This window comes from Streptomyces panacea (assembly GCF_040560175.1).
Lineage (GTDB): Bacteria > Actinomycetota > Actinomycetes > Streptomycetales > Streptomycetaceae > Streptomyces > Streptomyces panacea.
Genome location: NZ_JARJHW010000025.1, coordinates 22,306 through 45,640 on the forward strand (window position 1 = coordinate 22,306; position 23,335 = coordinate 45,640).

The 23,335-nt window shown below is 71.4% G+C and carries 24 protein-coding genes; 6 read left to right on the top strand and 18 right to left on the bottom strand.

What is annotated here, in order from left to right; genetic code table 11:
* Positions 1-44: 44 nt before the first annotated feature.
* The gene (locus P3L51_RS09205; RefSeq protein ID WP_354604639.1) at positions 45-650 is read right to left on the bottom strand and encodes an SDR family oxidoreductase; all 606 of its coding nucleotides are present in this window, start codon (positions 648-650) and stop codon (positions 45-47) included.
* On the opposite strand from P3L51_RS09205, the gene P3L51_RS09210 reads away from it, so the two are divergent.
* Together P3L51_RS09210 and P3L51_RS09215 are read left to right on the top strand one after the other, a co-directional pair.
* Positions 559-765, top strand: coding sequence for a hypothetical protein (locus tag P3L51_RS09210; protein WP_354604643.1), 207 nt, complete (start codon positions 559-561; stop codon positions 763-765). The two genes, P3L51_RS09205 and P3L51_RS09210, sit on opposite strands and share 92 nt — an antisense overlap.
* Before the next feature lie 278 nt (positions 766-1,043).
* Complete coding sequence (locus tag P3L51_RS09215; protein WP_354604609.1) at positions 1,044-1,880, top strand: alpha/beta fold hydrolase; 837 nt, start codon at positions 1,044-1,046, stop codon at positions 1,878-1,880.
* A gap of 145 nt (positions 1,881-2,025) precedes the next feature.
* Here P3L51_RS09215 and P3L51_RS09220 read toward each other — a convergent pair whose 3' ends face one another.
* Positions 2,026-2,292 carry a hypothetical protein gene (locus tag P3L51_RS09220; protein WP_354604610.1) on the bottom strand — a complete coding sequence of 89 codons (267 nt, stop codon included), beginning with the start codon at positions 2,290-2,292 and terminating at the stop codon, positions 2,026-2,028.
* Between the two features lie 180 nt (positions 2,293-2,472).
* Positions 2,473-3,240 carry a 4a-hydroxytetrahydrobiopterin dehydratase family protein gene (locus P3L51_RS09225; protein WP_354604611.1) on the bottom strand — a complete coding sequence of 256 codons (768 nt, stop codon included), beginning with the start codon at positions 3,238-3,240 and terminating at the stop codon, positions 2,473-2,475.
* Between the two features lie 26 nt (positions 3,241-3,266).
* Between P3L51_RS09225 and P3L51_RS09230 the strand changes: the two genes are divergently transcribed.
* Entirely contained in the window at positions 3,267-3,467 is a 201-nt protein-coding gene (locus P3L51_RS09230) for a phosphopantetheine-binding protein (RefSeq protein WP_354604612.1), read from the top strand.
* Between the two features lie 132 nt (positions 3,468-3,599).
* On the opposite strand, the gene P3L51_RS09235 is transcribed toward P3L51_RS09230, so the two are convergent.
* From P3L51_RS09235 to P3L51_RS09280, 10 genes are all read right to left on the bottom strand, one after another.
* Entirely contained in the window at positions 3,600-6,419 is a 2,820-nt protein-coding gene (locus tag P3L51_RS09235; RefSeq protein ID WP_354604613.1) for an alpha/beta hydrolase, read from the bottom strand.
* A gap of 304 nt (positions 6,420-6,723) precedes the next feature.
* Positions 6,724-7,287, bottom strand: coding sequence for a 3'-5' exonuclease (locus P3L51_RS09240; protein ID WP_354604614.1), 564 nt, complete (start codon positions 7,285-7,287; stop codon positions 6,724-6,726).
* 448 nt (positions 7,288-7,735) lie between these two features.
* Positions 7,736-8,962, bottom strand: a complete 1,227-nt coding sequence (locus P3L51_RS09245; RefSeq protein ID WP_354604615.1) for an LAETG motif-containing sortase-dependent surface protein — start codon at positions 8,960-8,962, stop codon at positions 7,736-7,738.
* A 314-nt stretch (positions 8,963-9,276) separates the two neighbouring features.
* Positions 9,277-10,302, bottom strand: coding sequence for a 4-hydroxy-2-oxovalerate aldolase (dmpG, locus tag P3L51_RS09250; protein ID WP_354604616.1), 1,026 nt, complete (start codon positions 10,300-10,302; stop codon positions 9,277-9,279).
* Positions 10,302-11,186 carry an acetaldehyde dehydrogenase (acetylating) gene (locus tag P3L51_RS09255; RefSeq protein ID WP_435594414.1) on the bottom strand — a complete coding sequence of 295 codons (885 nt, stop codon included), beginning with the start codon at positions 11,184-11,186 and terminating at the stop codon, positions 10,302-10,304. Before P3L51_RS09255 ends, dmpG begins: the two co-directional genes overlap by 1 nt.
* A gap of 44 nt (positions 11,187-11,230) precedes the next feature.
* Complete coding sequence (locus P3L51_RS09260) at positions 11,231-12,145, bottom strand: 2-keto-4-pentenoate hydratase (protein WP_354604618.1); 915 nt, start codon at positions 12,143-12,145, stop codon at positions 11,231-11,233.
* A gap of 1 nt (position 12,146) precedes the next feature.
* Positions 12,147-13,082: a DODA-type extradiol aromatic ring-opening family dioxygenase gene (locus tag P3L51_RS09265; protein WP_354604619.1), complete on the bottom strand. Its 936-nt coding sequence runs from the start codon at positions 13,080-13,082 to the stop codon at positions 12,147-12,149.
* Positions 13,079-13,975 carry an alpha/beta fold hydrolase gene (locus P3L51_RS09270; RefSeq protein ID WP_354604620.1) on the bottom strand — a complete coding sequence of 299 codons (897 nt, stop codon included), beginning with the start codon at positions 13,973-13,975 and terminating at the stop codon, positions 13,079-13,081. The genes P3L51_RS09265 and P3L51_RS09270 overlap by 4 nt, the downstream gene beginning before the upstream one ends.
* Positions 13,972-14,475, bottom strand: coding sequence for a cupin domain-containing protein (locus tag P3L51_RS09275; RefSeq protein ID WP_354604621.1), 504 nt, complete (start codon positions 14,473-14,475; stop codon positions 13,972-13,974). Before P3L51_RS09275 ends, P3L51_RS09270 begins: the two co-directional genes overlap by 4 nt.
* Positions 14,475-15,251, bottom strand: coding sequence for an SDR family oxidoreductase (locus P3L51_RS09280; RefSeq protein ID WP_354604640.1), 777 nt, complete (start codon positions 15,249-15,251; stop codon positions 14,475-14,477). The genes P3L51_RS09275 and P3L51_RS09280 overlap by 1 nt, the downstream gene beginning before the upstream one ends.
* 118 nt (positions 15,252-15,369) lie before the next feature.
* Between P3L51_RS09280 and P3L51_RS09285 the strand changes: the two genes are divergently transcribed.
* The 3 genes from P3L51_RS09285 (at position 15,370) to P3L51_RS09295 (ending at position 18,463) form a co-directional block, all read left to right on the top strand.
* Positions 15,370-16,161 (top strand): IclR family transcriptional regulator, encoded by a 792-nt coding sequence (locus P3L51_RS09285; protein ID WP_354604622.1) that lies wholly within the window; start codon positions 15,370-15,372, stop codon positions 16,159-16,161.
* 154 nt (positions 16,162-16,315) lie between these two features.
* Complete coding sequence (locus P3L51_RS09290) at positions 16,316-16,780, top strand: cupin domain-containing protein (protein ID WP_354604623.1); 465 nt, start codon at positions 16,316-16,318, stop codon at positions 16,778-16,780.
* 3 nt (positions 16,781-16,783) lie between these two features.
* On the top strand, positions 16,784-18,463 hold the full coding sequence (locus P3L51_RS09295; protein WP_354604624.1) for a flavin-containing monooxygenase: 1,680 nt from the start codon (positions 16,784-16,786) through the stop codon (positions 18,461-18,463).
* 79 nt (positions 18,464-18,542) lie between these two features.
* Here the strand turns inward: P3L51_RS09295 and P3L51_RS09300 are convergent, their stop codons facing one another.
* From P3L51_RS09300 to P3L51_RS09320, 5 genes are all read right to left on the bottom strand, one after another.
* The gene (locus P3L51_RS09300; RefSeq protein WP_354604625.1) at positions 18,543-19,049 is read right to left on the bottom strand and encodes a potassium channel family protein; all 507 of its coding nucleotides are present in this window, start codon (positions 19,047-19,049) and stop codon (positions 18,543-18,545) included.
* A gap of 70 nt (positions 19,050-19,119) precedes the next feature.
* Entirely contained in the window at positions 19,120-19,719 is a 600-nt protein-coding gene (locus tag P3L51_RS09305; RefSeq protein ID WP_354604626.1) for a class F sortase, read from the bottom strand.
* Between the two features lie 198 nt (positions 19,720-19,917).
* Positions 19,918-20,319 carry a sortase-dependent protein gene (locus tag P3L51_RS09310; RefSeq protein ID WP_354604627.1) on the bottom strand — a complete coding sequence of 134 codons (402 nt, stop codon included), beginning with the start codon at positions 20,317-20,319 and terminating at the stop codon, positions 19,918-19,920.
* A gap of 139 nt (positions 20,320-20,458) precedes the next feature.
* Complete coding sequence (locus P3L51_RS09315) at positions 20,459-22,519, bottom strand: sensor histidine kinase (RefSeq protein WP_354604628.1); 2,061 nt, start codon at positions 22,517-22,519, stop codon at positions 20,459-20,461.
* Positions 22,506-23,276 carry a response regulator transcription factor gene (locus P3L51_RS09320; RefSeq protein ID WP_354604629.1) on the bottom strand — a complete coding sequence of 257 codons (771 nt, stop codon included), beginning with the start codon at positions 23,274-23,276 and terminating at the stop codon, positions 22,506-22,508. Before P3L51_RS09320 ends, P3L51_RS09315 begins: the two co-directional genes overlap by 14 nt.
* Between the last annotated feature and the right edge of the window lie 59 nt (positions 23,277-23,335).

The window sequence follows — 23,335 nt, forward strand, 5'->3', positions numbered from 1 at the left end:
GAGGCCCGGGGACGAACACTGCGACCCCCCGCCCTGACGTGCCCTCATATCTGCCGCAACTCTAGGCGGTGAAGGCCGTCGAAGCCGGGTGAACTTGATCCGTCCCTCTCCGGGAAGGGCCGTCGCGGGACCGCGTGGCCGGCTCGGGCCCGGAACCCGCCGGGCCCCAGGTGCAGGCCGCCCGTGGCGTCGAGCCAGTGGCGCGTGATCCGGCGGGCGTCGTCGGAGACGAGGAACGCGACGGCGTCGGCCACGTCCTCCGGTTGGCCGACCCGGCCCAGCGCGGTGATACCTCTGGGGCCGAGTCCGTTGGCCAGGTTCCGGCCGAGCACGTCCAGCGCGCCCTTGGACATCGCGTACCCGGTCTCGGGCCGGGCGATCCGGGTGGCGGCGCAGGAGATGCTGACGATCCGGCCGCCGTCGCGCGGGAGTGGCGGCGCCCGCTGGACGATGAAGTACGGGCCTTCACGTTGACCGCCAAGAGCCGGTCGAACTCCTCCGGTGTCACCTGGTCGAGCGTGCCGGCGAACACGGCCGCGTTGTTGACCAGGATGTCCAATGGACGCCCGGCCGGCCCAGGTGCCCTGGGGAAACCTGTCGGCCGGGCCGGCCGACGGCGAGGTGGACGTGGCCGTCGCCCGGCTGCCCATCCCCCGCGGCGCCGGGCTCTCCTGGCGTGTGGTCACCACCGGGGAGCGATGGGTGGCCGTGCCGCCCGGGCCGGACGCGATCGTGCCCGTCAGCCGGCGGGTCATGACGGCGTAGTCGGCGGGCACGAGCCCGGCCGCGACGGCGCCGTCGATCCGGGCGCCGCTCCTTTCGCGGCAGCTTTCCGCCGCCACCACGGCCGACCTCCCGGGCTGTGACGCCGGCCGCGTACTCCGCGCGCGTACCGGCACCAGGTTCACTCACCCGCCACAACCAGGGGGCGCACCGTACGGATTCGGATCAACACTGAGAGCGACACGGCTTCCCCACCAGCAGAAGTGAGACCTCTCATGGTTGCGTCACCCCCCTCCCTCCATCCGGTACGACGTCGCCTCATGCGCGTGGGTGCCTTGTCCCTCGCACTGACCGCGGGGGTGTTCGCCAACGGCTCGGCCGTCGCCGGCGGGGGTCTGTTCGGCAGCGGGGACTCCGAGCCGACCGGTCGGGCCGTGAAGCCGACGGTGGTGCTGGTCCACGGCGCGTTCGCGGACGCGTCGGGCTGGAACGGAGTGGTCGAGCGGCTCCAGCACGACGGATATCCGGTGGTCGCCCCGCCGAACCCGCTGCGGGATGTGCTCGGCGACTCCGCCTACCTCGCGTCGATCCTCAAGTCGATCGACGGTCCGATCGTCCTCGCCGGCCACTCGTACGGCGGTGCGGTCATCAGCCAGGCGGCCGCAGGCAACAGGAACGTGAAAGCCCTCGTGTACGTGTCGGCGTTCATGCCGGACGTGGGCGAGAGCCCGGCCACCCTCTCGACGAAGTTCGAGGGCAGCGAACTCGCCCCGGCGCTGCGGGAGGTCCCGTACACGGATGGGAAGACCAGTGGGACGGACCTGTACATCCAGAACGCCAAGTTCCACGCGGTGTTCGCCGCCGACCTGCCCAGGGGGCAGAGCAGGGAGATGGCGGTCGAGCAGCGCCCGGTCGCCGCCGCCGGGTTCGCGCAGAACGCGACGGCGGCGGCGTGGAAGTCGATCCCGTCGTGGGCCGTGGTCGCGAGGAACGACAGAGCCATCGCCCCGGACCTGGAACGCTTCGAGGCCAAGCGCGCCAAGTCCCACACCGTCGAGGTCGACTCCTCGCACGTGGCGATGGTCTCGCACCCCGACCTGATCACCGACCAGATCCGCGCCGCCGCGCGCGCCACATACGGCATCGCGAAGAAGTAACGGCGCCCGCCCTGGGCTCCTGGCGCGGTCGGCCCAGGAGCCCCCAACGGGGTATCGCGGCCCCCACCCCTCGGCCTCCCTCGTCAGATCACCGCCCCGATCCGGACCGTGGCGGACGCCTACGTGATCCGCCCGCGCGCGGCTGTCACGGGCTGTCGCCCTGCCAGTCCCACCGCCGCGAATCGCCGGTACGCGGCCCGTACCCGGCGCGCCCGCCCGGCCCGTACGCCCCGATCTCCGTAACAAGCATCGCGCCGGTGCCCAGCTCCTCGTCCGTCCAGCCGGTCACATCCAGGAGCAGCCCGTCCAACGGGCCCGCGCACAGCTCCCGGTACGCGCGGCCCGGCCGAGGCCCCGGATCCGGGTCGTCATGGTCGGCGCCGTACACCCGCCGCCGCATCAGTTCGTCCATCAGGGCAGCATCCCAGCCACCACTGACAACCAAGGGCGGGGCGCCGGCCGGGCACCCGCGCCGGCCGGCTCCATTCGATTGCGGGCGGGGGCCGGGCCCGGCGTTGTCCGGGACATCCGCCGGCGCGAAAGGCTGGGCCGAGCGCTCGGTGACGTGCCGTCTGCTCGGCGGATCGCTTCCTCATCGTGGCGCACCTGTCGGCGGAATCGCCGGTCGGCCGAGCGCTGATCGCACTTGACCGGGCCGCACGGCCGGATCTCGTTGCCACCCCGCACGACCGTCCACCGACGTGGCTGACGGCGGTGCGGGCGGTTCAGTATCCTCGATCCGTCGGGGTGCCTCGTCGTGCGGGACGCAGACGTCGAGGTGAATGCGATTGCGTTCCGCTCGCGCTCGGTCCATCTGCTGGAACCAGACCGCCGGGCCCTGGCCGACCGGGTCGACGAGCGGATCCTCGGGACCGCGGGCTCCGGCCTCATCGGCGTAACCGAGCACCGCCTTCCAGAACGGGCGGATCGCCGCGATGTCGAGTGCGTCGATCGCGATCTCCAGGAGTTGGACCGACCGTGGCCCTTCGGCACCGATCTCGGACTCCGTCCGCGATCCGCTCTCGTGCACAGCACCGGAGATCCGACGCGCGAGGTCGATGTCGCGCGAGGTCACCGCGGCGTGGTCCAGCGACTGGAGAGTGAACACGACCCGGCCGGGCCGCACATCGGCGCGGAGGTGCTGGTCGGCATGGTCCCCGCACACCGCCACCGCGCTCGCCGCCATCACGACTGCCTCTGCCATTGACCCGACCGGGACCGAGGTTCGTACGGTGCCCAGCAGGAAGCGCCATCCCAGGTCGCCGACCGCGTCCGAAGCTTCCCGTCGACTCAACGTCCGCTCCATGGCGACATCGTGCCAGCACCAGCCGCATCTGACATCGGTGCTCCAACAGATCATTCAGCTCCATAGCCAGCACTACCTCAGTGCTCGCTTTCATAACAGGATCTAGACCGCCGTCTCCTGGAGACCTGGGCGGTGATTCCTTCAAGGTGCTGCGCGTCGTAGAGACCCTCCGGGAACGGCTGCGGGCCGACATCCCCCTGGCGGCGCTGCTGCTGGAGCCGACAGCGGCCGACTTCAGCGAGGAACTGCGCCGCATCATGGCTCACGGGCCCGCGGACTGAACCCAGGGAGCCCAGGGAACGCGAAACGGGGGCCCGGAACTTCCGGGCCCCCGCATCTGATTCCGTTCAGTTGAAGTCGCTCGAGCCCAGCCGAAGCCGGTCGAAGCCGATCGAAGAGCGGCTACAGAGCCACTACGGCGCGTCGGTCACCGTGCCGTCGAGGACCGGCCCCTCCAACCGTTCGCCGTCCATCGTCCAGAGGGACAGCTTGATCCGCAGAGACTCCTCCGGCTCGCTCACGCCGTCCGCGACGATGGGAATGGTCACGTCGGTGCTCAGCTCGCCCGGGGGGATGGCGATGGGCAGATTGAGCCCTTCCAGTTCGGACAGCGGCCGGGCGGGGGCCAGTGACTCAGCGGCCGACCGGGCGGGGGGCGGTGACTCACCGGTGACTTCGCCGAGCCAGTCCGGGTCGACGTCGGTGGTGGACAGTTCGGCGCCGTCGACCGGTGCGAACGCGGCGTCGAACCAGATCTCCGTGTCGGCGACCGCGGACTGGGTGATCCGCCAGGTCAGGTTCTGCCCCTCGGCGACCCGGCTCAGGACCGGCGACACGCTGAACGTGGGCAGCGGGTCGTCGTTCTTCACGATCAGGCCGCCGCGGTGGTTGCCGACCACCGTGTCGTGGACGGCCTTCGCGAACACGTTGTACGTCGTGCCGTAGTTGTAGCGGGTGTTGCCGGGCACGTCGACCGGCACGTCGATGTTCTCGCCGCCGGGGCGCACGGTCACCACCCTGGACGTGGTCTCACGGGTCGCGGAGTCCGAGACGAAGAGCCGGATCTGTCCACTGCCCTGCCCGGAGAGCCGTACCGGCACGCGGTAGGTCTTGACTCCGGAGTCGCCCTCGTCGGCGGCCAGCCTGCCGATGTCGACGCGGGGCAGTGAGACCGGCTGCACGTCCGTCATGCCGGGGCGCCAGCCCCAGGCGTCGATCAGCCACGCCTTCCCCGAGCCGCTGAGGGGGGTCAGTTCCAGGGACTTCACCTGCTTGAGGTCCAGCCCGGCCGTGGTCGCGGCGGTCAGCGGTACGCGTACCTCCTGACCCCAGTACGAGGCCGTCTGCGAGGAGCCCGGCAGTCCGTCGAGGCGGATGTCGCCGAGCTTCGCCCGTCGGCCCGCGGTGTCCGTGAGGGACACGTCCATGCGGGTGCCGGTGGTGTTCGGGGGCACGATGACGCGCAGGGCCAGCGACTCGGCTCCGGTCACGGAGACCGGTCGCTCGGGCTGCACCCGTACCGCGGAACCGGGCGTCGACCAGTCGAGCGCCACGGCGTTGCGGCCCGCTTCCCGTTCCGTCTCCCAGCCGGCGAAGTGCGGTGATCTGCCGGGCTCGTCAGGGTTCAGGCAGGCCGTCGCCGGGTCGGGGTCGACCTGCTCGCACAGCCGGCCGCCGTCCACCTTCACCGAGGGGTCCGGCAGGAACGCGCCGGCGCGACGGGCGCCGACGGCGTGGGTGAGGACGCGGGCGGGACCCGCGGACTTCGCGCTTACGCCGGAGCCGTCCAGCAGTGGCCGGACCCGGTCGTCGCCCGCGACGAACACCTGGGCCGCGGCGGCTATGTACGTGGAACCGGCGGTCTGCTGCTGCTCGGCGGTCAGGCGCGTCGCGGTGCCCGGCGTGCACACCGGGTCCGGCGACTCCTCGTCGACCCAGAAGTCGTCGTTGGCAGGCGCCTCGGCCTGTCCCGGCGTCCACTCGGTGTTGAAGTAGTTGTGGTTGGCGCCGACCATGTAGACCGCGCTGTGCAGGGCGGCACCACGGCTGACGCCGCGTGTCCCGTCCACGAAGATCTCACCCTGCAGATCGCCCACATCGCCGTCGCAGCCGGGCAGGATCGTCATCGACGGCACGTCGGGAGTGGGGTTCTGCCCGAAGATGGTGGGGCCGATGAGGACGGTCCCGCTGATCTTCCAGCGCACCGGACCCCGGTAGCCGTCCTGGTCGGCGGGAGGCTCGGAGAGGCTGTCCATCGCTGCCCGGTTCACGCCCTCGCCGCCCCGCGAGTGACCGACCAGGAGTACGCGCGAGAGGTCGGCCCGCGCGGCTTTGCGTACGATCGCCGGTGCCGAAGTCCGTCCGGCGCCGGACCAGTTGGCCCACTGGGCGAGGTGCTGCCGTACGAGGGAGGAGCGGGCCTGCGCTCCGCCGTCCTCCGCCAGGTAGTCCTGTCCGTTGACGCCGTTGGCGGATATGGACACCGTCACATAGCCCTGGGACGCCAGCAGTTTCTGGTCGTGCAGAGTGCCGCGGTGGCTCGGTACCGGCTTCGAGTCGGTGGGGCAGGGCCAGCCGCCGACGAGCTCGCCCTCCGGGCCCCCGGTGTAGCAGGTGGGGTGGCGGCCGTGCAGGAAGAGGGCGAGCGGGCGGTTGCCCTGGGCCTCGGCCGGCGCGACCACGGCCGCGCGCATCTCCACCGGTTCGGGGAAGTCGGGCAGCTTCACGGACTTCAGCTCGTACTCACCGCTGACCGTGCGGTACGGGCCGGGCACACCGGGGTCCACGGGGTTGGCGGGCGGCAGGGCCGACGGCTTCACCGGGGCCTTGGAGGCACGTCGCCGTGAGTCGGCCTCGATGCCGGCCTCGTCGAGGCGGCGGCCGGCGGCCCGTACCTGCAAGTCCTTCGCCGGTCCGAGCGCCACGCCCTGGAGGGCGAGGTTGAACGTGTGCCCGTCCTTGGCGGCGAGGGGCCGGCCCAGGAGCCGGTCGCCGGAGTAGAACTCGACGGCGGCGTCTCCCATGGGCACCGGTGTGGTCGAGCGCCAGGTCAGCTGCTGGCCCGATCTCGCCCCGGTGATCTGCCAGCCCGCCGGCAGTCTGCCGTCGGGGTCGGCCGATGTCGCGGGCGGTGCGGGTTCGGCGGCGGGCCGGGCCTGCGCCACTCCTTGCGACCCCACCACCACCGCCAGCAACGCCGCAGCGGCGACCAATGTGCGCCGGGCATGGATCAACGTCCTTCTCCTCCTGTTTGGCTCCAGCGCCCGGGCACCTCAGTCGCCTCAGGTGTCCCGGGCATCTCTCTCGTCCCTGAGGAGAGGATGAGAATCGGGGCCACGGGGTTGTGCGGAGTTGACGTCCGATCGAGGCAATCGAGTGCCTCAAGCGGAGCCTGGAGAAGCGGAGTTGGCCTAACGCGGGGCCGCCGACGGGCTACAACGGCGACGGGAGTCGTCGGACGGGCCCCGGGAGCCGGGCGTCGCCGGGCTGGGGGCACCTCCCGGCCGAAGGCTGGGGGAGGGACTTTCGAAACACGCCCTAGCCGACGGGCCAGTCTCCGCGCCTCGCGAGATCCAGTACCAGGGCGGCGATGTTCCACGCGTCGTCGTCACCTCGGTGGTGGCGGCCCTCCAGCGGGAGGCCGGCCGTCTTCAGTGCCTGGGCCATGCCGGGGCGTCGCCGCAGGCCGTAGGAGGCGGTGAAGGAGACCTTCGCGTTGGTGTGGCGGTGGCCGAAGGGGTACGTCGTATCCGTCTGCCGGCACTGGCGGATGAACTGGTTACGGTCGTAGTCGCCCCAACTTGCCCAGGGCAGCGGGCCCGTCCGGTGCCGGGCAGCCAGCGTGCGGCACGCCTCGGCGAACGGCAGGCCCGCGTCCACCTCGGTCTGCGTCAGCCCGGTCAGCTCCGTACAGAACGGGCTCACCTTCGAGCGCGCGGGGCGCACCAACAGCCGGTGTTTGGCGAGGCGTTCCCCCGCGCGCAGGTCGACCACCGTGAGCCCGATCTCGATGATCTCGCTCATCTGGCCGGGCGGCGGCTGTCCATCCCAGCAAGTCGCTTCGATGTCGACCACGTTCAGCAGGTACTCGGCATCGTCCATGAGAAGTGAGCGTAGGAACAGTCGTGTTCCAGGTCATCCGAATTTCCCGAGCGGGAGGCATGGCGCGGGCCAGGACGGGGCATGCCTTCGGCGGCTTCCACAGCGGCAGTTCGGTGTCCTGCCACCCGCCGGGCGCGAGTTCCCACTCCCCCGTCGCCGTCGTGTCGGACGCCGCCGTACGCACCGTACGGTCGTCGTCATCGCGGGCCTTGACGTGCAGCGACGCCCGGCGCGCCTCGGCTCCGGGCACGCACGCTGTCACCAACGCCTCGCCGGTGTCGGCGATGACGCGCAGCGCGCCTGCGCGCTCCCTACCCGGCCGCGGTACATGTCGCGCCGCGCGACGGTCCCGCCGACGTCGAACGTCCTCATCCGGTCCTCTCACGAGGGGAGCGCCTGACCGGGGCGCGGGACCGGTCGTCTGAGAATGCCGGGATGCCGGGGTAGGTCAGCCCCGGCGCTGGGCGCGGCGGCGTACGACGAGGAGGCTGCCCGCACCGACGACCACCGCTGCGGCAGCCGCGACCGCGATCGGCAGCGTCGCGGAGGAGGAGCCGGTGGCGGCCAAGTCGCCGCCGGTCGAGGTCGAGCCGCTACCGCCCGTCGAGGAGGAGGAAGAGGAGGCGCCTGCCGAGCCGTTGGTCGAGCTGCCGGTCGAGCCCGATGACCCCGATGAGCCGGTCGACCCCCCGCCCGTCACGTCCAGCGTGATGTCGGCCTTGTCGTTGGCCTTGTCGGGGTCGAACGGGCGCGCCTCGGTGCTCAGCGCCACCGAGCCCTTCGCGCCCGCCACCCGCTTGTCGATCTTCAGCTTGATCGTGTAGGTCTCTCCCCCGCCCTCATCGACCCACCTCTGGCTTGTGCCGCAGGCCAGCGCCTTGCCCTTGGCCTCGCAGAATCCGTCGGGCTTGACGACCGACGTCCCGGCGGGAGGTGTGATGAGGACTTCGACGAGCGGGTCCCCCTCGTCGGTCAGTACCCAGGCGGGCCCGGCGTTGGAGAACTTCGCCGTCAGCGTCACCGTGTCGCCGACGCCGCCCTTCAGGGCGGCTCCCTCGACCTGGTAGTCGGCCGTGTTGACGGAGGTGACCGGCACGTCGATGGCGTCCTCGGTGGTCTCGCCCCCGCCCGGGCGCTGGACCAGTTTCACCGGCGGTGCGGTTCCGGCCACCGGCGGCGTGGCGGATTCGTCCAGTTCCGGGGCGGTGTCCCCGACGGTCACGCGCAGGTGGTCGTTGAGCGCGCGGGCCAGTGCCTTGACCGCGAGGGGCTTCTCGGGCGCGTACACGACGCCGGGCTCCACCGCCTGGTCGAACTCACACACCACGTTCGACTTCTCGGTCATCTCGTCGTAGGAAGGGACCTGGTGTGCTTGGCAGTTGGACGGAATCTCCGCGTAGCCGAGGCCCCGTGTGACGGAGTAGTAGACCCAGACCGCGTCGGCGGCCTTGCTGCCCTTGTTCGCGACGGTGACCGACGGGTCGAAGCCGCTGCCCGGCTTCACGCCCTCGATCGGTGCGATGTCTCCCATGACCAGCTCGGGTGCGGTCTCGTCGGCGACGGCGGTGGGGGCGGCGCACAGTGCGACCAGCCCGGCGGCGCTCAGCGCGGCGACAGCGGTACGAGGGGTACGAGGAGTACGGAAGGTGCGACGGTTGCGTGGGGGGATCGGCATTGAATGAACCTCTGTACGACGCGGGCAAACGGACGGTGTCCTCCGGGAGAACAGTCCCTCGATCGCTAAGACACCTGTCGTTGCCGAACGGTTGCGCGCGCGGGCACGCCACGGGCCTTGGCGGGGGGCCGGTGGCGGCTGGACGCCGGGGCGATGCGGGACTGCTGGTTGTGCGGCGATCCGGTGGCGCCGCTCGACGAGGGTTGGCGGCTGAAGGGATACCGGCCTCCCCAGGTGAACGGGCCCGGCGGTCCCTGACGAACGGGCTCGCCGAGTTGACGATCGACGGCAACGGGGTGCCCGGTCGCTTCCGCTCAGAGCCGCCCGCCCGGCATGTCCAGCGCGATGTCGACCAGCATGTCCTCCTGCCCGCCGACCAGGCCCCTCCTCCCGGCCTCCACCAGCAAGTCGCGTACGTCGACACCGTGTTGGCGGGCCGCCGTCTCGGCGTGGCGCAGGAAGCTGGAGTAGACCCCGGCGTATCCGAGAGTCAGCGTCTCGCGGTCGACCCGTGCGGGCCTGTCCTGGAGTGGGCGTACGAGATCCTCGGCGGCGTCCTGGAGGGCGAACAGGTCGCAGCCGTGTTCCCATCCCTCCAGCGTGGCGACCGCGACGAACGGTTCCAGGGGGCAATTGCCGGCCCCCGCGCCGTGCCCCGCCAGCGAGGCGTCGACACGGGTCGCGCCCTCCTCGGCCGCGGCCAGCGAGTTGGCCACGGACAGCGACAGGTTCTCGTGCGCGTGGATGCCGATCCCGGTGCCGGGATCGAGGGTGTCGCGGTAGGCCCGGACCCGTTCGCGGACACCGTTCACCGTGAGACGCCCGCCGGAGTCGGTGACGTACACGCAGTGCGCGCCGTACGACTCCATCAGCCGTGCCTGACGGGCCAGTTCGGCCGGGGCGGCCAGGTGGCTCATCATCAGGAAGCCCGCCACGTCCATGCCCAACTCACGGGCGGTCGCGATGTGTTGAGCCGCGACGTCGGCCTCCGTGCAGTGCGTGGCCACCCGCACCGACCGAACACCCAGCGCGAACGCCTGTCGCAGCTCCTTGACCGTGCCGATGCCGGGCAGCAGGAGTGTGGTGAGGCGGGCGTGGGTGATCGCCCCGGCCGCCGCCTCGATCCACTCCCAGTCCGTGTGACTTCCCGGGCCGTATGTGAGACTTCCGCCGGCCAGCCCGTCGCCGTGCGCGACTTCGATGCCGTCGACCCCGGCGGCGTCCAGCGCTCCGGCGATCCTGGCGACCTGTTCCGGGGTGATCCGGTGGCGCGTCGCGTGCATACCGTCCCGGAGTGTGACGTCCTGGACGAACAGCCGACGGGTCGGTCGACGGGTCATCAACTGGGCTCCCGTACCGGGTGGTTGGCGACGCGCTCGGCGACCGCCAGGGCCGCCGAGGTCATGATGTCGAGATTCCCGGCGTATCCGGGCAGGTAGTGGCCCGCGCCCTCCACCTGGAGGAACACGCCGACGCGGTGCGTGACGCGGGCGTCCCCGGCCAGGGTGCGTACGTCGTCGTCGAGCGGGGTGATCTGTACGCGCTGTTTGAGCCGGTAGCCGGGTACGTACGCCGCCACGTCGGCGACCACCCGTTCGACGGAGGCGACCACCCGCTCGTGTGTGGCGGGATCCGGGTCGCCGATCAGACAGGACACCGTGTCACGCATGATCATCGGAGGCTCGGCCGGATTGAGGATGATCACCGCCTTGCCGCGACCGGCCCCGCCGACGGTCCGGATCGCGGTCGCCGTGGTCTCGGTGAACTCGTCGATGTTGGCGCGGGTGCCCGGACCCGCCGACTTCGAGGCGATGGCCGCGACGATCTCGGCGTACGGGACGGGGGTCACCCGCGAGACGGCGGCGACGACCGGGATGGTCGCCTGGCCCCCGCAGGTCACCATGTTGAGGTCGGGCTCGTCCAGATGCTCGCCGAGATTCACCGCGGGGACGACGAACGGGCCCAGTGCGGCGGGTGTGAGGTCGATCAGGCGTTTGCCGTACGGCGCGAGCGCGCGTGCGTTGGCCTCGTGCGCGCCGGCCGAGGTGGCGTCGAAGACGATCTCGATCTCGTCGGCCCCGGGAAGCGCGAGCAGCCCCTCGACACCGTCGGCCGTCGTGGGCACTCCGAACCCGGCGGCGCGCGCCAGGCCGTCCGAGGCCGGGTCGATGCCGACCATCGCGGCCATCGTCAGACGCTCGGACAGCCGCAGTACCTTGATCATGAGGTCGGTGCCGATGTTGCCGGAGCCGATCACCGCGACCTTGGTCACGAGGCGCCTCCCGTGAAGCTCGTGCGGACCGTGCCGAGGCCGGTGATCTCCGCCTCGAAGACATCTCCCGCCGTCACCGGCACCATCGGGCCGAGCGCGCCGGAGAGCACGATGTCGCCCGCGCGCAGCGGCCGGCCATGGGCACGCGCGGTCCGGGCCAGCCAGGCCACGGCCAGGACGGGACCGCCGAGGCAGTCGGCGCCCGTGCCGGTGGACACCACGTCGTCGCCGCGCCGCAGCACCATCGCGCACCCGGCCAGATCCAGCAAGTCGAGGGGGCGCGGCTCGGAGCCGAGGACGAAGAGACCGGAGGAGGCGTTGTCGGCCACGGTGTCGACGAGGGAGATGTCCCAGTCGGCGATCCGGCTGTCCACGATCTCCAGGGCGGCGACCACGTGGCCGGTCGCCGCCGCGACCTCGGCCGGGCCGATGCGGTCGGTGTCGAGATCGGTGGCGAGCACGAAGGCGACCTCCGCCTCGATCTTCGGCCGGATCAGCCGGTCCATGTCGACGGGGGCGCCGTCCGCGCACGCCATGTCGTCCAGCAGGAATCCGAAGTCGGGCTGGTCCACGCCGAGTTGGGCCTGAACCTTGGGACTGGTGAGGCCGATCTTGCGGCCGGTCACACGGGCGCCCGCCGCCTCTCGTCCGGCCACCCACCGCGACTGCACGGCGTAGGCCGCGTGGATGTCGTCCGGCGGCAGGAGGTCACGTACCGGTGGACAGGGGCGGCGCGACGCGCGGGCCGCGGCCAGCCGCAGGGCCGCCTCCGCGGTGGCGCGGGCGAGCGGGGACGAGGTCGCCTCGGGGGTCGTCGCACGAGTTGTCACGCGGGTCGTCTCAGCCGTCTTCTCAGCCGTCTTCTCAGCCGTCGTCTCGGGCGTCGTCTCGGGCGTCGTCTCGGGGGGCATGTCACACGACCTCGAAGGTCGTGCCGATGGCCATGCCGGTGATCCACTCCGGCACCGGCTCGTACGAACTCCACACCAGCGGCTCGCCGACGGCGGCGTGTCCCACCAGCCAGCAGCGGATCTCGTGGCCGCCGCTGCCGGCCCTCTCCTCCAGGCCCTCGTGTCCGAGCGCGGTGACGGACGCGACGTCGGTGGCGGTGAGTTGTTCCAGGAACCAGCCGTCCCATTCGGCGTTGACCCGCGCGGTGGGGTCGCCGCCCATCGCGCGCACCCGTGGTTCCCGGGCCGCGGCGAAGGCGCGGGTGTCCCGGCGGCCGTGGATCAGCGACTCGCGCTTCTCACCGGCGACCGACACGTCGCGGGGGTCGTTGGAGGGCAGCCAGTGCGACAGCCCGCCGCTGGCGACGAGCAGCACCCGCCCGTCGAAGTCGGAGCCCCGGATCGCCGCGCCCAGCGCCCTGCCCAGCGCCACACAGCGCTCCATACCCGGCAGCGGCGGCGCCGCGGTGTTGACGATCAGCGGGACCAGCGGGATGCCGTCCTTGTGCGACACCATCTTGTAGCTCTGCACGATGCCGTGGTCGACGGTGAGGGCGTACGACAGGGAGATGTCGAAGTCGGCGGCGGCCAGGCCCTCGTGGATGGACCAGGCGAGCGCCGAGGCCACCGGCAGCGGTCCCGAGTCGCTGCCGAAGTCACCGAAGCCCTCGGCCTCCTCGACGCCGAGGACGAACGGCGGCATCACGTCGTAGAAGTTGGCGTGGAAGTGGTCGGGGCCGATGACGACGATCGCGTCCGGCGCCAGTTCCGCCACCGCGGCCTCGACCCTGGCGGCGGCGCTGAGGAAGCCCCCGCCCGGCGCGGCGGCGGAGTCGGGCGGCAGCATGGTGACGAAGGGAGAGTGGGACATCCCCACGAAGCCGATGATCTCGCTCATGCCGGGTCCTTGTCGAGAAGCAGGAAGTCGCGGTGCGCGCGCAGGTATTCGTCGACCTTCTCCCACTGGGGCCAGTGGCCGGCGTCCTCGATGACGTGCAGGCGGGCGTCGGGCAGCCACCGGAGGAGCGTCGCGGCCTCGTCGAGCCTGCCGGTCGGGTCGTGGTCGGTCCACAGCAGCAGCGTCGGCGCGCCGATCCGGCCGACCCACTCCGGGTCCCAGGCGAAGTCCTCGCGTACGACGGGGTCCTGGAGTACCAGCGTGTTGGTGATCGCCCGCACGAATCCGGGTCTGCTGTAGACGGCCCGCCGCAGATTCACCAGCTCGTCGGTCACCAACTCCTTGTGGTGGAAGAGGAATTCCACCCGGCGGCGTACGGTCGCGTCGCTGGGGTCCCGCACGGCGGCCAGCGTGCTCTCCCGCACGAGGGTCATGACGTCGGGCTTGTTGGCGATGTTGCCGGGGGTGTTGAGGACCAGCCGGTCCACCCGCCCTGGGTGGTGGGCGCCCGTCCACGCCACCACCCAGCCGCCGAGCGATTCGCCCGACAGGTGCGCGCTGCGGATGCCCAACGCGTCCATGAGGCCCAGCAGATGACCGGAGAGCACGTCGATGGTGTACGGCGTGTCCGGCAGGTCCGACCAGCCGTGGCCGACCATGTCGTAGAGCGTGACGCGGAAGTCGGCCGCCAGCCCGGCGATGTCGCGGGCGTACGCCTCAAGATGCCCGCCGGTGCCGTGCAGAAGGATCAGATCGGGGCCGGCGCCCGCCCGTAGTACCCGGGTGCGGACACCGCCGACGTCGACATGCAGCAACTCGTGGTCGACGTCGGCCAGTTCGGCCCAGACGCTGATGTGGTCGGGGAGGCCGGCGTGCTCGGACGGGCCGCTCATGATCTCTCCTCCTCGAAGCGGGCGCGGGCCTGCGCCATCGTGACCAGGCCGGCGCTCTGCCGGCGTGCGACACCGAGCAGTCCGAGCAGCCGGGAGTTCTCGATCGTCAGGAATTCGACCGGGTGCTCGGTGGAGTCGTTGTAGTGGCGGTGCCAGGTCCACGGCGGGGTGTAGACGAAGTCGCCGCTCGACCAGGACTCGGTGTCGTCCTCGACCTCGCTGTGGCCGTCGCCGGAGATGACGTAGTGCACCGTCTCGTGGTGGTGGCGCTGCATGTCGGAGCTCTCGCCCGCCGGGATCGTCTGCCGGAAGATCTCGAATGTCGTGGTCGGCAGCCGCCCGGCGATGGAGAGCGCGGTGGGGTTGTGCACCTGGTCGGCGGGGAGCCGCTCAAGTTCCGCCGCGCGCACCACGACCGGGCGCGCCGTGCTGGGGCGGACGGTGTCGGAGATGCTTCCGAGGAAGTCCGCCAGGGTGAAGTCGGGTCCGGACTCGGCCATCAGATCGTCTCCGTTCGTCCGCCGTCGACGGTCAGTACCGTCCCGTTGACGTAGCTTGCTTCCGTCGAGGCCAGGAAGGCCACAGCGGCTCCGATCTCCGTCGGCCGGCCGGCGCGGCCGGCCGGGACACTCGCGGCGTCCTGGGCGTCGAGGTCGGCGTAGGTGCGCCCGGTGACCGTGGCGCGGGCGGTCAGGATCTGTTCGCGCCGGCCGGTGGCGGTCGGGCCCGGTGCGACACAGTTGACGGTCACGCCCTCGGCCGCGAACTCCCGGGCCAGCAGCTTGGCCGCCGCCGTCACCGCCGAGCGGAGCACGACGGAGAGCGCGAGGTCCGGCTGCGGCTGCCGGACCGCCGTGGAGGTCAGGAACACCACGCGGCCGAAGCCGCGGGCCGCCATCCGGGGAAGCGCCGTTCGGGCCAGTGCGAGGGGGCCGAGCAGCAGGAGGCCGAACGCGGACTGCCACTGTTTGTCGTCGATCTCCAGGATCCGGCCCGGCGGCGGGCCGCCCGCGTTGAGAACGAGGATGTCGAGGGAGCCGTACCGGCTCGCGACCTCGGCCGCCACCGCGTCCGTGGAGAAGGGGTCGGCCAGATCTCCGGCCAGCCAGTGCACGTCTCCCCCGGTTCTCGCCCGCAGACCGGCCGCCGCCGGTTCAAGGGCGTCGGCGCGTCGGCCTGTGATGACCACCCGGTGGCCGGCCAGGGCCAGTTGTTCGGCGGTGGCGTACCCGATTCCGGTGGCTCCCCCACCTACAAGTGCGGTCCGATCGCTGATGGCGGTCTCCCTGGGTCGGCGAACTGGGCTCCGTCGTCCGGATGTTGTGGGCTCACGGGATCTGGCCCGATCCGGAGGACGGTCCTAGCCTGGCCCGCATGACACCGAGGTACCAACCATGAGTCCCACTGAACGGGACACCGGTACGGCCCAAGCGCGCGCCGCGGCGGCGGCCATGGGCGCGCTCGACCGCGCCGCGGCGATCCTCGGCGCCTTCACGCCGACCCACCGCGAACTGACCCTCGCCGCACTGGTCCAGCGCAGCGGTCTGCCGCGCTCGACCACGCACCGCACCGCCGACACCATGATCAGGTTGGGTTGGCTGGACAAACCACGCGACCGCTACCGGATCGGCAACCGCCTCTTCGAGATCTCCGGTCTTGCCCCGGTCCGGCACGAACTGCGTGAGGCCGTACTGCCGTATCTCCAGGACCTCTATCAAGCCACCCGCGCGACGGTGCAGCTCGGCGTGCTCGACAGCCCGCGGATACTGGTCGTCGAGAAGATCAGCGGCCACCGGCAGATGCCGATGCTCTCGCAGGTCGGTGGCACCATCCCGGCCCACTGTTCGGGTCTCGGACGGGCCATCCTCGCGTGGTCCGACACCGCGACCGTCGACGCGGTGATCGAGGCCGGGCTCACTCCGCGTACGCCCTGGACCCTCACCACCCCGGTGGCCCTGCGGCGCGAGCTGGCCGCCATCCCCGACCGGGGCTGGGCGGTGGACCGGGAGGAGGGCAACACCGGAGTGAGCTGTGTGGCCGCGCCGGTCTTCGGGCCGCTCGGCGACGCCGTCGCCGCCCTCTCCGTCACCGGACCGACGGAACTGGTCCGTGCCGATCGCGTCGGGCCCGCCGTACGGATGGCCGCCGCGGCCGCCTCGCGCGCCTACTCCACGCGGCGGCGGTGAGCGCGGGAGCCGACGGAGGCACCGAGGAGCCCGGAAGCGGAAGCTGTCCCGGTGAGCGGGACGCGAGCTTGGTGGATCGACCGCGTCCCGTCACCCTGTGAGCCAGGACACACCGGTCGACCGACGGTGCGACAACTCCGAAGGAGCCCCAGAAATGACCCTCGGCGGTGGCTACTTGCTTCCCTCGCGCGACGGCACGAAGATCGCCGCGATCGGGCTGGGCATCACGATGAAGACCGACGGCAAGTCGACGCACGACGCGTATTCGCTGTTCGAGTACGCGATCCCCCCGGAGACCGACGGACCACCGCTGCACACGCACACACGCGAGGACGAGTCCTTCATCTGTCTCGCCGGCCGCCTGGACGTCACGCTGGGCGACCAGGACTACGTCCTCGAATTCGGCGACTACATGTATCTGCCGCGCGATGTGCCGCACGCCTTCCGCAACCCGTACGGAGAGGAGTCACGGGTGATCTCCGTGGTGTCGCCGGCGGGGCTCGAAGGGTATTACCAGGCCCTGGCCGCCATGCCGCCGGGACCGAAGGACATCTCCAGGATCAAGGCGATCATGGACGACTTCGGAATCGTGCTGCACCTGCCGCCCGGGGGGCACTGAGCCATGAGGATCGGGATCATAGGCGCCGGTGTCGCCGGGCTGGCCACGGCCAAGGTGCTCAAGCAGGCGGGCCACGAGGTCGTGGTCTTCGACCGGACTCCGGACGTCGGGGGTGTGTGGAGCGAGACCCGGCGCTATCCCGGCCTGTCGACGCAGAGCCCGAAGACGCAGTACGCCCTGTCGGATTTCCCCATGCCGAAAGAGCTGCCGGAGTGGCCGGGCGGGGCCCAGGTGCAGGGCTATCTCGCCGCCTACGCCCGGCACTTCGGGCTGGAAGGCCATCTGCGGCTGCGGACCGAGGTGACCCGCGTGCGGGCGGCCGAGGGTGGCTGGACGGTGGACGTACGCGACGCCGACGCACCGGACGCCGACGCACCGGACGCCGACATACCGGAGGGTGGAGGCACACCGGAGGGTGGAGGCACACCGGACGGCGCGGGCGTACCGGCCGTGGAGAGGTTCGACCGGATCGTCGTCGCCAACGGCGTGTTCTGCGAGCCCGCCGTTCCCGCGTATCCCGGACTGGACGAATTCGTCGCGGCCGGGGGCCGGTTGTGCGCCGGCAGCGCCTTCCACGACGCGGAGGAGGCGCGCGGCAAGCACGTGCTCGTGGTGGGTTACGGCAAGTCGGCGTGCGATGTGGCCGTACCGATCAGCGGGACGGCGGCGAGCACCGACGTCGTCGCCCGGCAGTTGCTCTGGAAGGTGCCGCGCAGGATCGGCGGTCTCCTCAACTTCAAGATGCTGCTGCTGACGCGCATGGGCGAGGCCCTGTTCCGCTACCGGCGACTGCGGGGAGTCGAACGGTTCCTGCACGGGCCGGGCAACGGTCTGCGCCGGCGGATGCTCAACTCGATCGGCTCGGTCTCCGTACGGCAATACGGCCTGGAGAGGCACGGTCTGGTCCCGAAGGGGCGGATGGAGCACATCATCCAGGGAGCGATCGGACTCGGCACCGAGGGCTTCTTCGAGGCGGTGGCAGCGGGCGCGATCGCGGTGCGCCGCGATCGTACGATCACCCGGCTGTTCGCCGAGGCGGGCCGCCCCTTCGCGGAACTCGGCGACGGTACGACGCTGCCCGCCGACCTCGTGGTCTGCGCCACCGGCTTCACCCAGGGCGTCCCGTTCCTCGCCGATGACGTACGGGACCAACTCCTGGACGAAAACGGCAACTTCATGCTCTACCGGCAGATCCTGCCGCTCGGCGCACCCGGGCTGTACTTCAACGGCTACAACTCCTCTCTCTTCAGCCCACTCAACGCCGAGATGGCCGCACTCTGGATCGCCGCCGACCTCGGGGGTCTGCTCCCCCTGCCCGAACCGGCCGCCCGGCGACAGGCCGTGGTGGACCAGATCGCCTTCATGGACGACGCCACGAACCGGCACCACTGCCGGGGAACGAAGATCATCCCGTTCTCGATGCACAACGCCGACGAAGTGCTGAACGATCTCGGCCTCAACATCAGCCCTTTGGTCCGCGCGGTCCACTGGCTGAACCCCATCAACCCCGCGGCCTACCGCCGGGTCACCCCCGCGCTGATGGCGCGTCTGGAGACGCCGCGCGCGCCGGAGGTCCGGCCGCCGGAGGTCCGGCCGTCGGCGGACGGGGCCTCGCCGGACGGGCCCGCGCGGCCGGGCGCGGAGCCCGCGCCGGAGGACCGGAGGGCCGAGGCGGCTTCGTAACGGGGCGGGGAGTCACGCCAGTTGAGCGGGTACGTCGTGCCGTCGCCCGTCCACCCCGCAGGAACGGGCGCGGCCGGGCTCACCGGCGCTCCCCGGAACCGGGGCCGCCCTCACGGGTGATCAGCTGTTCCAGCCGGTCGAAGCGGGCGTGCAGCGCCCGCAGTTCCTGGCCGGCGTCCGCCCTCCCCCGCGCCTCGGCGTGTTCGACCGCCTGCGCCGCCTGGCGGGCGCGGCGCGCGGCGCTGCCGACGAACCAGGTGGCCAGGGAGGCGGTGACGATGCTGAACACGGAGATCCCGACGAGCATCACGATCGACGCGATGACGCGTCCGGCGGCCGTGACCGGATACAGATCCCCGTACCCGACGGTCGTCGCGGTCTCGATGGACCACCACAGCGCGAGCGGGAACGAGGTGATGGTCGCCCGGGGCGCCGACGCCTCGCACGGGACGATGATCCAGGAGCCGATCAACATGACCAGAACGACACCCACGGCCGCCCACATGGACGCCTTGACGTGCAGCCGCCGCCACCGCTCGTTGCCCAGCAGCTTGTGGAAGAGATAGACGGGCGAGAACGGAGGCATGGACCGAAACTAGCCGTCGGCGCGGCGGCCGGGCGGCAGGACACGGCAGGCCCGCGGCTTCCCGGCGGTGTCAGTCCAGCGTCGCGTAGACGATGAGGTTGTTCACCGGGTGGCCATCGGCGTCGAAGTCGCCGTCGCAGGTGATCAGCCGCAGGGCGTGGTCCTCCGTGTCGCCGTAGACCTTGTCGGTGGGGAAGGAATCCTTGCTGACGCTCTCGGTGCCCGTGACGGTGAAGCGCGCCAACTCCCCACGGCTGTTGGTGACCGTGATGTCCGCGCCCTTGGTGATCTTCTTGAGGTCGTGGAAGACCGCCTTGCCGAATCGGGTGTCGTTGTGGCCGATGACGACGGCGGCGCCGGCTTCGCCGGGTACGGCCCCACCGGTGTACCAGCCCGCGGTCATGCCCTTCTCGGGTGGCGGCACCTCGACGGTTCCGTCCGCGTTGAGGCCGAGCGACATCAGGGAACTTGTCACACCGATCGAGGGGATGGCGACCTCGACGGGTGTGCCGGGCTGCCCAACCGCCCCCGGGTGAAGGGGAGACGGGGTACCGACGGCGGTGTCGGGGCCGGTCGCGGAGGCCGGGGCAGCCGTGTCCGGTGTGGACGAGCAGCCGGTCAGCACGATGAGTACCGCAGGTACGACGAGAGCGAGGCGGGCAGGAATCACGGCGGGCTCCAGAGCAGGGCCGGGGGGCCTGTCGTCGGATCAGGGCCGGATACGCGGGTCGCGGGTCCGAGTACCGCGTATCACCGGGCGGTTGTCGGCGGCAGGTGACAGACGCGGACCCCGCGAGAGGCGGGCGACAGGCCCGGTGAACGCGCGGTGGCGCCGCCCGGCGAAGGGCGGCGCCACTGTCGCGCCGGGTCAGATACCGCGCCGGGCGGTGGAGCGGCGGCGGATCACGAAGGTGCCGGCGCCCGCGAGCAGCAGCGCTCCGGCGGCCGAGCCGACGACGGTGGTCGTCGCGGAGTCCTCGGCCGGGGCCTCGCCCGCGGCGACGCCGCCACGCGGGGCCTGCTTGGCGTCCTCGGCCCTCTTCGCGGCTTCCTCCTTCGTCATTTCCTGGCCCGCGCCCGCCTTGGCGGCCGCGGCCTTCTTCGCGGCGTCCTCCTTCATCTTCTCTTCCGCGGTCTTCTTCTCCTCGGCCACCGACGCGGACGGCGTCGGCTTCCCGTCGGAGGCGACGGCCGCAGAGACCGGGACGAGCAGCGCCCCGGCCACGACGGCCGGCAGGACGACGAGACGCAGGCGGTGACGGTGAGACATGTACGGCTCCAGTTCCAGCCCGAATTCGGTGGTACCTGGATGCCGAATCGCACCAGGCCCCGGGCAGGGCTCCAGGCTGGCGGCCACTTGTGAAGAAGCTGTCAGAGCGTCATGTTGATCGCATCAGGGCCTGATCCCGTCAGGACCGGGCGGCGCCCGCCCCGGAACCCTCCGCCGGGGCCGTGCCGTCCGCTTCGCCGGGCGCGGCCGGCAGCCGCAAGGTGAAGACCGACCCCTGTCCCTCGGTGCTCACGACACTCGCCGTTCCGCCCTGCGCCTCGGCGAGCTTGAGGACGATGGCCAGGCCGAGGCCGCTGCCGCCGGTGCTCCGGTTGCGGGACTTCTCCGCGCGCCAGAAGCGGTCGAACACATGCGGGATGTCGTCGGCCGGGATACCGGCGCCGGTGTCGGACACCTCCAGCGCCACCTCGTCCGTACGGGCCGCCTCGTCCCCGTCCCCGGGGCCGGTCACGTACGAACGCAAGGTCACCCGGCCCCCGGACGGTGTGTGGCGTACCGCGTTGGAGACGAGATTGCTCACCGCCTGACGGAGCCGGACCGGATCGGCGTACAGCGACGGTCCCGGCCGGCCGGGCCTCCCCTCGGCGACCATGAGGGAGACGCCGGCGGTCTCGGCCGGGCCCTGGTACGCCGCGGCGACCTGGCCGAGCAGATCGTCGACGTACACCGGCTCCGGGTGCAGGCGCAGCGCGCCCGCGTCCGCCGCTCCCAGATCCTGCAGATCGTCGATGATGTGCTGAAGCTGGACCGCCTCCTCAAGAAGTGAGGAGACGAACGCCGGATCCGGATCGGCCAGACCGTCCTGTGCCGCCTCCAGCCAGCCACGGATGTTGCTCAGCGGGGTACGCAGCTCGTGGGCGACATCGCTGACCATCACCTTGCGCTGCTCCTCGAGGCGGGCGCGGTGTACGGCCATGTCGTTGAAGGCGGCGGCCAGCCGTCCGATCTCGTTGTCCGGGCCGACCGGCACCGGTGCCGAGTCCAGGCCGTCCCGCATCCGCTGAGCGGCGCCGGTGAGCGCGAGCAGGGGCCGTACGAGCCGGGCTCCGGCGATCACCGAGACCCCCACGGTGAGAGCGAGGACGAGGGCCGTGACCCCGACGATACGGCCGGTGTTCGCCGGTGAGAGATCGAATCCGGGCACGCTGACGGCGCCGGTACCTTCGATGAACAGCAGTGCGGGCGCGGCGACATAGGCCGTGAGCTGCTCGCGGCGGGCACTGCCGACGCAGGAGGCGATGGCCCGGTCGTTCCCTCGGTCGGCGGTCACGACCGGCTTCTTCTCGGCCTGCTGCCGGGCGGCCTCCGCTTTTCGCTCGCGGGCCTCTTCGGACGCGGAGACGCCGACCTGGTCGTACCCCCGGTCCCAGGACAGGTCCAGATTCAGTGTCGCGCCCTCGCGCCCCTGACGTTTCAGGCAGGCGTCGGCCAGTGCGTCGAGTTCGTCGAGGGCCTTCTTCTCGGTCACGGTGGGGCCCGGCTCGTCGGCCAGGCACTTGATCTCCAGGGGACGGTCGTTGTCGTTGCGCACGTACTCGACACGGGGCCGGCCGCTCGGGCCGACGACCACGTCCGCGGCGATGCCCATCGAGCTGAGACACGCGACGTGCTCGGCCGTGATGCGCCGTAGCTCGGTACGTTCCTTCGCGGGCAGCAGGAAGGGGCCCACGGCCCGTGGGTCGACACGGTCCGCGCCGGCGGCGGTCATGTCGTCGGGCACCAGCACCGTGTCGACGGACAGCGGATCGACGACCGCCGAGGCCTGGGCCGGCAGCGGCGCGACGGACGGAGCACCGGCGGAGGGTTCACCGGCGGAGTCGACGAGGGGCCGCCGGTCCTCGGTGGTCAGTACGATCCGGCGCTGGGACGCCCGGGCCAATTCGCGAACGGTGCCCTCGACCTCCTCCCAACTGGGGTGGGTGGCGCCGTACTCCAGCAGCGAGTCGTAGATCTTCGCGTCGGAGCTGAGGTCCCGCCCCTGCTCCTGGCGGATCGCCCCGGAGGTCGTCTGCACGGCGAGCCAGGCGGTGGCGGCGACCGCGCAGGAGGCCACCGACACCGACACGATCAGCAGCCTCCCGAGCAGGCTCCGGCGGAGCGGCAGCCTGCGTCGCTGCTTCTTCCGCTCCTGCTGCTTGTGTTGCCGCTTCTTCTGTTGCCGCTGCTCAGGACGGCGCATGGCGTGCCTTCTTCGCGGGGTCCGTCAGTTTGTATCCGACGCCGAACACGGTCAGCAGCCGGGCCGGGCGCCGTGGGGCGTGCTCGATCTTCTTGCGCAGATGCATGATGTGCACGTCGACGGTGCGGTTGCTGATGTACTTGTCGAAGCCGTGCAGTTCCTCCAGGAGCCGCTCCCGGGTGAAGACCCGGTCGGGCTCCATGGCCATCGCGGCGAGTATCCGGAACTCGCCGGGGGTGCACACCACCTGCGTCCCGCCGACCGTTACCTCGTGCCGAGCGGGATCGATCCTGAGGGTGCCCACCGACAGCGCCTCGTCCTCGACGGCAGCGGGCGCGGCGGGCGCGGCGCGCGCGCCGCTCGCGGAGCCTGAAGCGGGGGCGCCGGAACGCCTGTTGCGGCGCAGCAGCGTACGTACCCGGGCCATCAGCTCCCGGGGACTGAACGGCTTCGTCATGTAGTCGTCCGCGCCCAGATCCAGCCCGAGCAGCAGATCGTCCTCGGTACTGCGGGCGGTCAGCATCAGCACCAGTACCTCGTGGCACTCGGCGCGCAGGATCCGCACCACGTCCAGGCCGTCGGCCCGAGGCATCATCACATCGAGGACGAGCAGATCCGGTTCTCCGCGCCGTACCTCCTCAAGGGCCGCTCGGCCGTCGGCGACGACCGTGACGGCGTGCCCCTCGTGCTCCAGATACCGGCGCACCAATTCGGCCTGTTTGACGTCGTCTTCGGCGACCACGATGTTTGCGCACACGTCGCGATCGTAGCGATCGGCGCCGCGAGGGGGCGGGGCGACCGACTCCCCCGCGGTCA

Excerpts from the sequence above, each read along its gene's own strand:
- P3L51_RS09210 (WP_354604643.1), top strand. The coding sequence starts at position 559 with ATGGACGCCCGGCCGGCCCAGGTGCCCTGGGGAAACCTGTCGGCCGGG.
- P3L51_RS09205 (WP_354604639.1), bottom strand. The coding sequence starts at position 650 with ATGGGCAGCCGGGCGACGGCCACGTCCACCTCGCCGTCGGCCGGCCCG.
- P3L51_RS09215 (WP_354604609.1), top strand. The coding sequence starts at position 1,044 with ATGCGCGTGGGTGCCTTGTCCCTCGCACTGACCGCGGGGGTGTTCGCC.
- P3L51_RS09220 (WP_354604610.1), bottom strand. The coding sequence starts at position 2,292 with ATGGACGAACTGATGCGGCGGCGGGTGTACGGCGCCGACCATGACGAC.
- P3L51_RS09225 (WP_354604611.1), bottom strand. The coding sequence starts at position 3,240 with ATGATCTGTTGGAGCACCGATGTCAGATGCGGCTGGTGCTGGCACGAT.
- P3L51_RS09240 (WP_354604614.1), bottom strand. The coding sequence starts at position 7,287 with ATGGACGATGCCGAGTACCTGCTGAACGTGGTCGACATCGAAGCGACT.
- P3L51_RS09245 (WP_354604615.1), bottom strand. The coding sequence starts at position 8,962 with ATGCCGATCCCCCCACGCAACCGTCGCACCTTCCGTACTCCTCGTACC.
- dmpG (WP_354604616.1), bottom strand. The coding sequence starts at position 10,302 with ATGACCCGTCGACCGACCCGTCGGCTGTTCGTCCAGGACGTCACACTC.
- P3L51_RS09255 (WP_435594414.1), bottom strand. The coding sequence starts at position 11,186 with ATGATCAAGGTACTGCGGCTGTCCGAGCGTCTGACGATGGCCGCGATG.
- P3L51_RS09260 (WP_354604618.1), bottom strand. The coding sequence starts at position 12,145 with ATGCCCCCCGAGACGACGCCCGAGACGACGCCCGAGACGACGGCTGAG.
- P3L51_RS09265 (WP_354604619.1), bottom strand. The coding sequence starts at position 13,082 with ATGAGCGAGATCATCGGCTTCGTGGGGATGTCCCACTCTCCCTTCGTC.
- P3L51_RS09270 (WP_354604620.1), bottom strand. The coding sequence starts at position 13,975 with ATGAGCGGCCCGTCCGAGCACGCCGGCCTCCCCGACCACATCAGCGTC.
- P3L51_RS09275 (WP_354604621.1), bottom strand. The coding sequence starts at position 14,475 with ATGGCCGAGTCCGGACCCGACTTCACCCTGGCGGACTTCCTCGGAAGC.
- P3L51_RS09285 (WP_354604622.1), top strand. The coding sequence starts at position 15,370 with ATGAGTCCCACTGAACGGGACACCGGTACGGCCCAAGCGCGCGCCGCG.
- P3L51_RS09290 (WP_354604623.1), top strand. The coding sequence starts at position 16,316 with ATGACCCTCGGCGGTGGCTACTTGCTTCCCTCGCGCGACGGCACGAAG.
- P3L51_RS09295 (WP_354604624.1), top strand. The coding sequence starts at position 16,784 with ATGAGGATCGGGATCATAGGCGCCGGTGTCGCCGGGCTGGCCACGGCC.
- P3L51_RS09300 (WP_354604625.1), bottom strand. The coding sequence starts at position 19,049 with ATGCCTCCGTTCTCGCCCGTCTATCTCTTCCACAAGCTGCTGGGCAAC.
- P3L51_RS09310 (WP_354604627.1), bottom strand. The coding sequence starts at position 20,319 with ATGTCTCACCGTCACCGCCTGCGTCTCGTCGTCCTGCCGGCCGTCGTG.
- P3L51_RS09315 (WP_354604628.1), bottom strand. The coding sequence starts at position 22,519 with ATGCGCCGTCCTGAGCAGCGGCAACAGAAGAAGCGGCAACACAAGCAG.